At 40.4% G+C, this 12,305-nt stretch carries 12 protein-coding genes; 8 read left to right on the top strand and 4 right to left on the bottom strand.

Features of this window, described 5'->3' with window-relative positions; all coding sequences use genetic code 11:
- Positions 1–163: 163 nt before the first annotated feature.
- Positions 164–367 carry a type II toxin-antitoxin system RelE family toxin gene (locus V7K60_RS34990; protein ID WP_442944321.1) on the top strand — a complete coding sequence of 68 codons (204 nt, stop codon included), beginning with the start codon at positions 164–166 and terminating at the stop codon, positions 365–367.
- 108 nt (positions 368–475) lie between these two features.
- On the opposite strand, the gene V7K60_RS00925 is transcribed toward V7K60_RS34990, so the two are convergent.
- From V7K60_RS00925 to V7K60_RS00910, 4 genes are all read right to left on the bottom strand, one after another.
- A complete protein-coding gene (locus V7K60_RS00925; RefSeq protein WP_334922201.1) occupies positions 476–916 on the bottom strand; it encodes a hypothetical protein in 441 nt (146 codons plus the stop codon).
- A gap of 67 nt (positions 917–983) precedes the next feature.
- Positions 984–1,673, bottom strand: coding sequence for a hypothetical protein (locus V7K60_RS00920; protein ID WP_334922199.1), 690 nt, complete (start codon positions 1,671–1,673; stop codon positions 984–986).
- A 92-nt stretch (positions 1,674–1,765) separates the two neighbouring features.
- Entirely contained in the window at positions 1,766–2,515 is a 750-nt protein-coding gene (locus V7K60_RS00915; RefSeq protein ID WP_334922197.1) for a Uma2 family endonuclease, read from the bottom strand.
- A gap of 22 nt (positions 2,516–2,537) precedes the next feature.
- Positions 2,538–3,182: a restriction endonuclease subunit R gene (locus V7K60_RS00910; RefSeq protein ID WP_334922196.1), complete on the bottom strand. Its 645-nt coding sequence runs from the start codon at positions 3,180–3,182 to the stop codon at positions 2,538–2,540.
- A 228-nt stretch (positions 3,183–3,410) separates the two neighbouring features.
- On the opposite strand from V7K60_RS00910, the gene acs reads away from it, so the two are divergent.
- The 7 genes from acs (at position 3,411) to V7K60_RS00875 (ending at position 12,277) form a co-directional block, all read left to right on the top strand.
- Positions 3,411–5,384 (top strand): acetate--CoA ligase, encoded by a 1,974-nt coding sequence (gene acs / locus V7K60_RS00905; RefSeq protein WP_334922194.1) that lies wholly within the window; start codon positions 3,411–3,413, stop codon positions 5,382–5,384.
- Between the two features lie 376 nt (positions 5,385–5,760).
- Positions 5,761–6,771 carry a helix-turn-helix transcriptional regulator gene (locus V7K60_RS00900; protein ID WP_334922192.1) on the top strand — a complete coding sequence of 337 codons (1,011 nt, stop codon included), beginning with the start codon at positions 5,761–5,763 and terminating at the stop codon, positions 6,769–6,771.
- A gap of 220 nt (positions 6,772–6,991) precedes the next feature.
- The gene (locus tag V7K60_RS00895; protein ID WP_334922190.1) at positions 6,992–9,577 is read left to right on the top strand and encodes a TonB-dependent siderophore receptor; all 2,586 of its coding nucleotides are present in this window, start codon (positions 6,992–6,994) and stop codon (positions 9,575–9,577) included.
- 131 nt (positions 9,578–9,708) lie between these two features.
- Positions 9,709–10,386, top strand: coding sequence for a tetratricopeptide repeat protein (locus V7K60_RS00890; protein ID WP_334922188.1), 678 nt, complete (start codon positions 9,709–9,711; stop codon positions 10,384–10,386).
- Positions 10,367–10,510, top strand: a complete 144-nt coding sequence (locus V7K60_RS00885; protein ID WP_334922186.1) for a hypothetical protein — start codon at positions 10,367–10,369, stop codon at positions 10,508–10,510. Before V7K60_RS00890 ends, V7K60_RS00885 begins: the two co-directional genes overlap by 20 nt.
- A 36-nt stretch (positions 10,511–10,546) precedes the next feature.
- Complete coding sequence (locus V7K60_RS00880) at positions 10,547–11,734, top strand: nucleotide kinase domain-containing protein (RefSeq protein ID WP_334922184.1); 1,188 nt, start codon at positions 10,547–10,549, stop codon at positions 11,732–11,734.
- Positions 11,735–11,779: 45 nt separating this feature from the next.
- Positions 11,780–12,277 (top strand): DUF1643 domain-containing protein, encoded by a 498-nt coding sequence (locus tag V7K60_RS00875; protein ID WP_334922182.1) that lies wholly within the window; start codon positions 11,780–11,782, stop codon positions 12,275–12,277.
- Positions 12,278–12,305: the final 28 nt, after the last annotated feature.

Genomic DNA, 12,305 nt, shown 5'->3' with positions numbered 1-12,305 from the left:
AGCCAGTATCAGGTCTTCCAAGTCACTCTTGAATTCAGTAAATCAGACCTATAGTACACAAGTTCGTATCTCATTCAAATGCATACCGCTATAACTGATGCATACAATAACAGATGTTTAGATTCCAGAAAGATAGAGGCTAATCCAGTTTCTCTTCTGAAAGTTGGGTGTACGCTTTAAGGAAAAACTTTCAACATTACTCACAATTACTTCAACATTAAATCCACGTCCAGAAGACGCTTATCTATTGAAGGACACCGAACACCTGTATAAGGTTCGTTTGGGTGAATACCGCATTATTTACCAGATTCAAGATCAACCCTTATTACTAATAGTGATAAAGATTGCACATCTAAAAGATTATTAAAGCTTGTCTGAAAAAGCGATCGCCCATATTGCCACCCAATCGCAACCAAAATAAAACATGAAAACCCTTGAGTTCAAAATTTAATCTACCACTACTCAACTAAAAATTTCACAAAATATCTTCTAACTTTACCAACAGACTATTTGCTAAATCCACTAACCTAATATCATCTGTATCAAAACTATGTGCTTCACCAGCTAACAGATTTTTTACCGCAGATAACCTGTCATTGGTTTCAGAAATTCTCCATGATTCTTCTAAATTTACTGCAAAATCAAACAGCGATCGCTCTCCTAAATGCTCTCTTACTTTTACAGCTACACTATCATTACTTACCAAAAATTCTTTAATAGTATCTAATTGAAAATTACCTAAGATTTCATCATGTCCCCACGTTTCTAGCCAGTCTCCCTCCACATTTTCAACGTAAATATTGACAAAATCAACCCCATAAGTTAACCAGTTCTGCTGCATTTGTCGCGCCGTCGCTAAAGCTTCAGCAAATGTATCTACTTGATTGTTGCAGTGAGTTTCTCTTTTATTAGCCATAGAAGCTGTAATTAGCACGTAAGTATATAGGCTAGACACAAATCTGAAATATCAAATTCCTGAAAGTTCACGAAAATTTTAAATATTTTCCACCAGAAAGGTAATCACTGTTATACAGGGCCACATTGACTAACTGGTTAACGAAATTAGTATCCTTGGGATTGTAACTTAAGAACAATCCTCTCTCTATTTCCCACGATCGCAGTGTATTTTGCCAAGCTTGGTACTTTTGTTGATTGAGTTCTTCACTAACACTGGTAATTTGAATACACAGTGGTTGATTGTTACGACTAACAATTAAATCTGTTGCCATAGAAAGGTCGGCTATATAACGCTGCCAAAAACTACCTTCTCGCTGAACTATATCTTGGGCTATTGATCTAATGATATCATTATCAACCTGATTAAATTCACCTGACATCAATTTTTGTTTCCAAATATAAAACTTGGAGTCACTTGCATTGATCCATCTGGGAAATAGATAACCATACCAATATCTCTCAATCGGCGTCATCAGCTCGAACTTTGCTTTTTGTTCCTCTTCTGAAGGTAAGGATTTGATTATCAGCCATATTGTCGAATCTGTAATCACCTCTAGCAGAAAGGCAATGACAAAGGGTTTTGCAGTCAGGGAACCTGGTTTGATGTCTTTTACCCAACGATTGATTTCATCTAATCTTCTCGCTAAATTATGATCTATCGAGGAGGCTTGCAGGGTAAGGGACTTTAGCTGATCCTTAATTTCTTGTGCTTGCAATCGATGCCCTACTTTCAGAAGATTACGCTTTTTTTACACATTGATAACTAGATTTTAACTTGAAAATGTCTTTAGTTCATTTCCTGATGTCATCAAATATTCTCTAGGTCGATGCCCTGTATACGTAAAGCCTCCCGCAGTCGAGCAATTTCTTGCTCTGCTTCTTGGGCGCGTTCTTCTGCTTGCTGGGCGCGTTCTTCTGCCTGCTCGGCACGTAAACGTTCAAGTTCCGCCAACTCTTCTGATGATAGTATTAATTGATTTTCAGTAGTGAAGAATCTTAATTTACCTTCATAAACTCCCAAATAAAGTTCTAACTGCTGACTCCACAAACGTCCATCAGTGGTTACTTGGATTTCTTGATACTTACCATCAACTAGATGAAATCCCTGAAGTTCCATTGTTACAGGATCAAACCAGAAATAATCTGGTGTACGGAAGGTATCTTGGTAAACTTGTTTTTTTAAACCTTTATCAACTGCTGTCGTTGAGCTTGACAAAATTTCCACAATCAGGTTAGGGTATTTCCCGTCTTCTTGCCAAACTACCCAACTCTTACGGTCTTTTTTCTTGGTTCCCAAAACTACAAAAAAGTCTGGGCCACGGAAATATTCTGATTTTTTCTGGTTAGGACTATAGTAAATCGTCAAATTGCCAGAAGCATAGAAATCTTGCCTCTCTCGCCACCACAATTTAAATATGCGAATCAGCAAATCAATTTGTTCTCGGTGTAGGTCACTTTCCAAGGGTGGTTCGTCACTCAATATATCGCCAGGAGGAAAAATAACTTCGTCTTCTGAAATATTATCAGAGATGATTTCTAGAGTAGCAGGTTCAGACATCAGCGCTCACTCCGCAATTTATTTACTGAAAATTTGGTAATTTACAAATGGCTTTGAAAATTTGCAATAACTCAATTGCATCTGGAGATTGACTCAAATTTAATAATGGCATTAACTCATAAGTTGACTGGTTGTCATGTCTTAGATAAACAAATTGATAAAGCTGTCCATTAGTTACCAAACCCCAAACTGATGGTTGTTGTTCTATACTCTTAAAAGCATAAGTAAGTAATTGAGGTAAACCCTCAATCACATTGACCGAACTATTTTTAGTTTCAATTACTAAAACCCAAAAAGGCGGCGTAATATTACTTTGAGGACTGTTGATTGCTAAAATATCCATCCGCCCAGTAATTCTTTTGTCTTCATCTTCAACTGCGATCGCAATGCTATCTTCCATTGTCAATCGAATCGGCACATCGTAAAATCCTGCTAACCGCATTAAGGGTGCAATTGTTAAGAATTTAACTAAACCTTCAGAAATTTTACCTGCTGATAGATAACGACGAAAATCGTTTCTGATTCGCAATAAATCCTCTTGTTCAAACTCTGTTAATGATTCTAAATTTAATAAATCAGTGAAGGAAGCATTGGAAAGTTCTTCCAGTTTAAGAAACCGATGAACATCGTTGAGAGATAGGCTGCTAGCTTCGACGGTAAGCGTCATAATTTCAGGCGTTGTTTGTCAAGACTACTTATATTTTCCAACATTCGCAGTAGATAGGCTGCAATGTAACCTCTTTACATTTCTCGATCGCTTGCTTTTGGTAGATGAAAATCAATGTAAACTAAATAACTCGGCAATTTTTACCTAGCTTAACGAAAATCTAAACAGCGTCTAGCACAACTAAGCTAAGAATAGTTTTTAGTAATAATAGCGTTTGTAAATGTAACCATGTCTCAACCAACTATAGAATCAATCCTACAAGAGAAGCGGCTCTTTCATCCAGCCTCAGAATTCTCGCAGAACGCCCATATCAAAAGCCTGGAAGACTATCAGCGTCTCTACGACAAAGCCAAAGCTGATCCACAGCAATTTTGGGCAGATTTAGCTGGAACAGAATTAGAATGGTTCCGAAAATGGGATACAGTATTAGATTGGCAACCACCTTTTGCTAAGTGGTTCGTTGGTGGTAAAATTAATATTTCTTACAACTGCCTTGACAGACATCTCACTACCTGGCGCAAAAATAAAGCAGCATTGATTTGGGAAGGAGAACCAGGTGATTCGCGTACCCTCACATACTCCCAACTGCACCGGGAAGTTTGCCAGTTCGCCAATGTATTGAAGCAACTGGGTGTACAAAAAGGCGATCGCGTTGGTATTTATATGCCGATGATTCCCGAAGCTGCGATCGCGATGTTAGCTTGTGCGAGAATTGGCGCACCTCATAGTGTGGTATTTGGTGGTTTTAGTGCTGAAGCTTTGCGCGATCGCTTAATTGATGCTCAGGCTAAACTGGTAGTCACGGCTGATGGTGGTTGGCGCAAAGATGCGATCGTTCCTCTCAAGGAACAGGTAGACAAAGCCTTAGCTGATGGTGCTGTTCCCAGTGTAGAAAACGTCCTAGTTGTCAAGCGCACCGGACAAGAAACTTATATGCAGTTGGGCGGACGCGATCATTGGTGGCATGATTTGCAAAAAGGTGTATCAGCAGATTGTCCCGCCGAACCAATGGACAGTGAAGATATGTTGTTTGTCCTCTACACTTCCGGCAGCACGGGCAAACCGAAGGGCGTAGTGCATACAACTGCTGGTTATAATTTGTATACTCATATTACCACCAAGTGGATATTCGACCTCCAAGACACAGATGTATATTGGTGTACCGCAGATGTCGGTTGGATTACGGGACACAGCTACATTGTCTACGGTCCTCTTTCCAACGGTGCAACCACGATAATGTACGAAGGTGCGCCCCGTGCTTCTAATCCTGGCTGTTTCTGGGATGTAATTGAAAAATACGGTGTTAATATTTTTTATACCGCACCTACGGCAATTCGGGCATTTATTAAGATGGGCGAACAACATCCCAACGCGCGAAACCTGTCTTCCTTGCGTTTGTTGGGAACCGTCGGCGAACCAATTAACCCGGAAGCTTGGATATGGTATCACAAAGTTATTGGTGGGGAACGTTGTCCAATTGTGGATACTTGGTGGCAAACGGAAACCGGCGGTATCATGATTACACCACTACCAGGGGCAATTCCCACCAAACCCGGTTCCGCAACTCTTCCCTTCCCTGGAATTATTGCAGATGTCGTCGATTTAGAAGGAAACACCGTACCCAATAAAGAAGGCGGTTATTTAGCAGTGCGACATCCGTGGCCAGGAATGATGCGGACAGTCTACGGCGATCCAGAACGTTTCCGTCGCACATACTGGGAATACATTCCGCCCAAGGATAGTAACTATACTTACTTTGCTGGTGATGGCGCTAGACTTGATGAAGACGGCTATTTCTGGGTAATGGGTCGTGTGGATGACGTATTGAATGTATCAGGACACCGACTCGGTACAATGGAAGTAGAATCAGCTTTAGTTTCGCATCCAGCGGTTGCAGAAGCGGCGGTAGTGGGTAAACCGGATGAACTCAAAGGTGAAGAAGTAGTTGCTTTTGTGACTTTAGAAGGCACTTATCAGGCAAGTGAGGAACTGAGTAAAGAACTCAAGCAGCACGTTGTCAAAGAAATCGGTGCGATCGCGCGTCCGGGAGAAATTCGCTTTACTGATGCTTTGCCAAAAACGCGATCGGGTAAGATTATGCGGCGCTTACTGCGGAATCTAGCTGCTGGACAAGAGATATCTGGAGATACTTCGACATTAGAAGATCGGAGTGTGTTGGATAAATTGCGGGAAGGCGCGTAGCAATTTTAGATTTTGGTGAAGCAGCGCGGTCTTCTCTCTTGGCGCTAGCCTCTCCCTTTGGAAAAAGGGGAGACGCCAAGGGCGAACGAGCATAGGTACGATATCTGGGGGTTTCTCCACCAGATATCGTTTTAGCTTTTTTTCTGCCTGAATCAGAGCTAGCAACTAGTGCATGAAAACTTAAAGCCTTCTCCTTCGAAGACGCTGCACGAACAGTATAGCTTCTCTACGAGATACTGCGGGAACGCCTAGCACTGAAAGTGTTTTCGTCGTAGAGTAGCAAAGTCATCTCGTCAAGACGGACAGAGTGATTTGATAAATTATTGAAAATCTTTTTTAATTAGATATTATACTTTTCGATAAAAACGAATATTTAATGACACTTTTTCTATCTGACCGAGAAGCCGACTCCACATTACCTTCAGCAGGAAAACCTCCAATTTATTGTCCTCAGACTACTGAATGCAAACTTATCTTGGAAGACTCGAAGCAGCAGAGTCAAGGATATCGCCAACGGTTCGAGTTCGCTTCTGGATTATCACTATTAATTGATTCCTATAAGTTGCATGAGAACTTATTAGTTGAAGCAGGTGGTGGTAACGAAGGACACCCACGTCCAGATTTAGAGTTAAGCTTTACGCTGACAGGAAATAATCAGACAGAAGAGGTTTTTTCTGGGCAAAATTTCATCTGTACACAGATTGATGAGCCAGAAAGTAAAGAGTTTCTTTGGCGATCGCATCAGCAAATACTTAAAATTGATGTGCATATATCACAGAAATTTTTCCGACAATTTGGTTCGGAATTTTTAGAAGCGTCGCCCCTCCCTTTACGGCAGTATACCGAAGCAGATGGCGAAGATATACCCCATTTTTGGCATCAGGAGCGAACAACACCAGCAATGCGCCTGATTTTTGAGCAAATGTTCAATTGCCCCTATCAAGGAATGATGAGACTACTTTATTTAGAGGGCAAGTGTTTGGAACTAATGGCTTTGCGGTTAAATCAAGTCAACGCAGGCGATCGCGAGCGTAAGCAATATTGTCTCCTAAAAAAGGATGACATCGACCGTATTTACCAAGCCAAGGAGATTCTGATCAGTGATTTGAACAACCCACCTTTGTTGCTGGAACTGGCGAAAATGGTGGGTTTAAATGACTACAAGCTGAAAATCGGCTTTCGGCAAGTATTTAACACAACTATGTTTGGGTATTTGCAAGCATACCGCATGGAGCAAGCCAAAAACTTACTCATCAGTGGACAGATGAAAGTGCAGGAGATTGCTAGTTTGGTTGGCTATGCTAGCCCTAGTCGATTTACAGCAGTATTTAAGAGATATTTTGGAGTGTGTCCCAAAGATTTGCCAAAAAAATCCGGATTGAGCTAGAAAATAATCCGCTTCGGCACAGATGCGCTCGTTTTTCATCTATCACTTGCTGTAATCTTTGTTGATATAGATTTTCAATTGCTTTAAGTATTTGCTGTGGAAACAGTGTTGCAAGATTCTCAAATTCTATCCTCCGGGAAGCCACCCTACGGGTATCTGGGAATCTAACTACCTGTAACCCCGCACAAAGCAAGCAGCATCATTAGGTGTGAGGATGAAGATGAAATCGATAATAGTGCTAAAACACCTGTGGCTCATAGGTACAGTTTTTGTTGTCCTGACAACTTCTGCATTTGGTGCCGAACAACCAGAAGTTAAACCAAAAAAAGAAATTCCTCGACTCAGTGAAATCCAGTTTCCGTCAAGAAGTGTACGGGAGCTAGTTCAGTCGCCAACACCCAACACGCCGCCAGCAAATGCAGTCATTGAAGTTATCGCAGTCAAAGCCAATCCTAGTGACAAAGGTGTGGAGGTGATTTTACAGACAGCCAAAGATCAACAATTGCAATTAGTAAACCGCAGTGCTGGCAATAGCTTTATTGTTGATGTTCCCAATGCACAATTACGTTTACCCAGTGGCGATGCATTCACATTCCGTTCTGAAAAACCAATAGCAGGTGTTACTGAAATAACGGTAACAAACTTTGATGCCAATACCATCCGAGTCACAGTGACGGGTGAGATAGCGTTACCACAAGTCGAGTTGTATGACAGTCCAGAAGAGGGTCTTATCTTTTCTGTGGCAAGTGCAGCATCCTCCACACCACCGCAGCAGCCACCTCAAACGCCACCAACCAGTGAAACCCAAACAGAGAAACCTTCATCTGAGGGTGATGAGCCGATTGAGTTGGTAGTGACGGGAGAGCAGGATGGGTATCGCGTGCAAAATGCTACGACTGCAACAAGGACAGACACCCCTTTGCGCGATATTCCCCAATCGATTCAGGTAATACCGCGACAGGTGCTAGAAGACCGCAACGTGAGAAGTCTGACTGAGGCAGTGGAAACAGTTAGTGGCGTTACCAGTGCAGATACCAATTTTAACGCACCTGGAGGCAGCTATACTATCAGAGGATTTGAACAAGCAGGAAATTTCCGAAATGGCTATCGAGATGTAGGTAGTTATGGTCTGACACAAACTGCATCGATCGAGCGAGTGGAAGTTTTGAAAGGGCCTGCCTCGGTTTTGTTTGGAGCAGTAGAACCCGGTGGAATCATCAACGTTATCACTAAACAACCCCTCAGTGAACCTTATTACAATCTTGAATTTCAGGCAGGAAACCGTGACTTATATGAGTCCAGTATTGATTTTTCAGGCCCATTGAATGATGATAAAAGCCTGCTCTATCGCTTAAACGCCAGCTATGAAAGTTCAAACGGGTTTCAAGATTTTGTCACCTCACATTTGACTACGATCGCACCCTCAATCACTTGGAAATTGGGAGATAGGACAGACCTAAATCTATATTATGAATCTACTAAATTCAATGGGATTCCTGAGAGTTTCGCAACTGTTTTCAGCGATAATACCTTCAAGCTGCCTCGAAGTCGTTACTTAAGTTACCCTCTTGATGGGCAACATTATACCAGTCAAAAATATGGCTATACGCTAAACCACAAATTTAGCGATAACTGGCAGCTCCGTAATAATTTTTCTATAACTGCTTTTAACGCTATCGAGGAGTATACGGTACCAACGAATCTAGTGGATGATCGTTTCTTAGAGCAATTTGCCGCAAGACGTAACTACATGGTAGACAACTATTTTGGACAGATCGACTTGGTTGGTAAGTTTAATACAGGCTCGATTCCACACCAACTAGTATTAGGCTTTGATGTCAACCGCAATGTGATAATTTATAATCCTACTTCTCTCTCTGTGCCTGCTCTAGATGTCTTCAACCCAAACTACAATATTTCAATTACTACTCTTGAGACTTCTACTAGCTTTGGGACTGTTCAATCTTATGGTTTCTACCTTCAGGATCAGATTAGCTTTCAAGATAACCTGAAGTTACTGATTGGCGGGCGTTTTGATTGGATTTCACAAAAAAGTGGCACAGACCAACCAGAACAGAATGATAATGCGTTCAGCCCCCGAATCGGGTTGGTGTATCAGCCTAGCAAATCTGTTTCTCTCTACACCAGTTACAGTCAATCTTTTAACCCTAACTCAGAATTGAACAGTGATGGTAGCCAGTTCGAGCCGACTAAAGGAACCCAATATGAAGCGGGCATTAAAGCTGACTTTCTAGAAAACAGACTTTCGACAACATTGGCAGTCTATCAAATCACCAAGACGAATATTACAACAGACGATCCTAATAACGATGACCCTAATTACTTAATTCAGATAGGAGAGGTAAGAAGTCAGGGGATTGAGTTGGATATCACAGGTGAGATTTTACCAGGGTGGAAGGCGATCGCTTCCTATGCTCACACCAATGCAGAAGTCACCGAGGATAACTTGATTTCTGTAGGCAATAGATTAGAGGATGTACCAAAGAATCAAGCTAGCCTTTGGACAACCTATGAACTCCAAAATGGTGATTTCAAGGGTTTGGGATTAGGTCTGGGGCTGTTTTATGTAGGTGCGCGGGCGGTAGATTTAGATAACTCATTTGAAATCCCCGATTACTTGCGTACCGATGCGGCGATTTACTACCGTAGAGATGCTTTAAAGGCTGCTATCAATATCCGTAATCTATTTGATACGGAATATTTTGTTGACAGCAATGGAACAAGAGCAAGGGTGAAAACAGGTGCGCCCTTTACAATCATCGGTTCCATTAGTTGGGAGTTTTAACTCGCTCGCCTGTTGCTTATGGGCTGAACAACCTGCCCGTTTAATTTGACACGCTTGTTGGTGCGTTAGGCATTTACTAACGCATCTCAATTTATGATGATAATCAGGACATTATTAAGGCATTGAGGACAATGAAACTGAAAAAGCAATACAAATCAGTATTTGTTCAACCTCTTAACTGCATGACGCTGAGTATCATAACTGCAATTGGCATATCATCATCAGTATTAGCAGCGACAGGAATTTCTCTGCATTCGCCAGAACAGTCTGCACACAGACAACCACAAAAAATAGCACAAGCTTCGGGTACAGATGCACCAGAGCGATCGCAACTCCTGCAACAAGCCAATGCTTTATTTAGTCAGGGAGACTTAACAGGTGCAGAGGAAAATTTACGCAAATTAATTAAAAAATTCCCAGAAGACGCCTTCGGACACTTTCAACTGGGAAATGTGCTTTTTCGGCAAAAGAAACCAGAAGATGCAATTAGTTCCTATCGACAAGCCATTCGCCTCCAGCCAAAATACGCTCTAGCTTACAATGCGATCGGTGTTGTTTACGCAAGCCAAAGTCGCTGGGAAGAAGCCATTACTGAATATAAAAAAGCTTTGGAAATTAATCCTAATTATGGCGAGGGGCTGACTAATTTCGCAGTAGCATTGTGGCAAACAAATAAAAAAGACGAGGCACTATCTTCTTTAGAAAAAGCTTTAAATATTTTCAAAGCACAGAATAGAGGTGAAAAAGTTAACCAAGTAGAACGAATTTTAAAAGAGATCAAAACTGCTGATGAGCCTGGTGTTTCCTGAGAATCATATTATTCAGTGGATAAAATTCAGAAGAGTTGCTGCGATCGGGTTTAAGGATGTTTTGCCAGAAATGCGATCGGGTATGATGATTATGCGGCAGTTGTCGCATAATCTCGGCTCATGATTTGAAACTGATGAAGATAAACTAGCAGAACAGTGTATGCAAGTAAGACAAGAAATTTTTGATACCTATTGGCGATTTGCTACTATGCGCCAGGAAGTATTTTTCAACAAAATTAACAACGTACCACCACCGTGGACGAGCGATCCGATCATTAATACTTATAAATTTTGTAATGCATATCGAGCAAGCGATCGCGTTTCACAATATCTGATAAAAAACGTAATTTACGATGAGAATAGGAGTAAAAATCAAGAAGAAGTAGTTTTACGGATTCTCCTATTTAAAATTTTTAATAAAATAGAAACATGGGAATACTTAGAAAATAAAATAGGAGATTATATTACACTGTCTAATTTCGACTCAAATGTATATTCAGATATATTACAAGAGGCTATGAATCTTGGATATGTTATTTACACTAGTGCATATATGTCTTGTGCCGGCAAAGAGTTTGGTTATGATAAAAAGCACCAGAATCATTTGGCGTTAATTGATAAAATGGTTGTCCAAGATAGAGTAGATAATCGCATAGTCGAAGCCAAAAAATTTGAAGACGTTTTTCAGATTCTTCAAGAATATCCATTGCTAGGTAAGTTTATGGCTTACCAATTAGCAACAGATATTAATTATAGTGAAATTATCAACTTTGACGAAAACAGTTTTACTATAGCAGGCCCAGGAGCCGAACGTGGTATCGAGAAGTGTTTCATTGATACACATGGTAAAACATATACTGATATCATTCATTGGATGACTGAAAACCAAGAGAAAGAGTTTCAACGCTTAGGGTTAAATTTTCAATCACTCTGGGGTCGTCCACTACAGGCTATAGACTGTCAAAATCTTTTTTGTGAAACTGATAAATACTGCCGATCCGCTTTTCCTGATTTGAAAAGTAATCGCAAAAAAATAAAATCAAAATTTACTTCAACGCCTCAAGCAATTGATTATTTTTATCCACTAAAATGGTGTATTAATGATAAAGTTAAAGAAAGTTTAGCACAGAGATTGCCAACCTTAGACATTACTAATTTGCAACTATTAAATAATAGTAATTGTCAGCAATTATCTTTGGAGCTAGATTCTCAGGTAAAAACAAAATCTGAAATTACGAAGAATATATCAAAACAATATAAAAAATCTGAACAAGACACTCAGAGAAAAAAATCAAAAGTTTTACAAAATCCAGAAATGGAAAAACATGAACAGTTGTGTCTGTTTTAAAACAAGCGGCTGTTTATAAATCCACAGTAATTCCGAGTAAAATACATGGACATAAAAGGATATGCTAAGTTCGACATCACTAGAAAGTATCGCTACTTACTGCGGCGTAAATGGGATATAAGTTTACCTCAAGTTACTTTTGTGATGCTTAACCCAAGTACCGCCGATAATAAGAAAAATGATCACACTCTCACTAGATGTATTAACTTTGCTAAGTCTTGGAGATATGGTTCTCTTGAAGTAGTTAATCTATTTGCTTATTGTGCTACAAACCCCCGTAAACTTTGCCAAGTAGATGACCCTGTGGGGCCAAAAAACAACTGCTATATTCAAGTAGCAACAAAACGCGCTGCCTTAATTATTTTGGCATGGGGTGCGGGAAAATATCCCAGAATTCAGAATCGTGAAAAAGAAGTGTTAAGTCTAATTTGTGATAAACAACCTCTTTACTGCCTAGTTCTAACAAAGTATGGATACCCACACCATCCGTTACGTCTTTCAGTTAGTACACAACCAATTATTTTTCCTAGTGATTCTCTATAAATATAGCTTAATTTTCTAATGGCGATAC

The organism is Nostoc sp. (assembly GCF_036917555.1).
Classification (GTDB): Bacteria; Cyanobacteriota; Cyanobacteriia; order Cyanobacteriales; family Nostocaceae; genus Nostoc.
This window is presented reverse-complemented; position numbering and strand designations above follow the sequence as displayed.

Coding starts and splice junctions, on each gene's coding strand:
- V7K60_RS00925 (WP_334922201.1), bottom strand. CDS start 916: ATGGCTAATAAAAGAGAAACTCACTGCAACAATCAAGTAGATACATTT.
- V7K60_RS00915 (WP_334922197.1), bottom strand. CDS start 2,515: ATGTCTGAACCTGCTACTCTAGAAATCATCTCTGATAATATTTCAGAA.
- V7K60_RS00910 (WP_334922196.1), bottom strand. CDS start 3,182: ATGACGCTTACCGTCGAAGCTAGCAGCCTATCTCTCAACGATGTTCAT.
- acs (WP_334922194.1), top strand. CDS start 3,411: ATGTCTCAACCAACTATAGAATCAATCCTACAAGAGAAGCGGCTCTTT.
- V7K60_RS00900 (WP_334922192.1), top strand. CDS start 5,761: ATGACACTTTTTCTATCTGACCGAGAAGCCGACTCCACATTACCTTCA.
- V7K60_RS00895 (WP_334922190.1), top strand. CDS start 6,992: ATGAAATCGATAATAGTGCTAAAACACCTGTGGCTCATAGGTACAGTT.
- V7K60_RS00890 (WP_334922188.1), top strand. CDS start 9,709: ATGAAACTGAAAAAGCAATACAAATCAGTATTTGTTCAACCTCTTAAC.
- V7K60_RS00885 (WP_334922186.1), top strand. CDS start 10,367: ATGAGCCTGGTGTTTCCTGAGAATCATATTATTCAGTGGATAAAATTC.
- V7K60_RS00880 (WP_334922184.1), top strand. CDS start 10,547: ATGCAAGTAAGACAAGAAATTTTTGATACCTATTGGCGATTTGCTACT.
- V7K60_RS00875 (WP_334922182.1), top strand. CDS start 11,780: ATGGACATAAAAGGATATGCTAAGTTCGACATCACTAGAAAGTATCGC.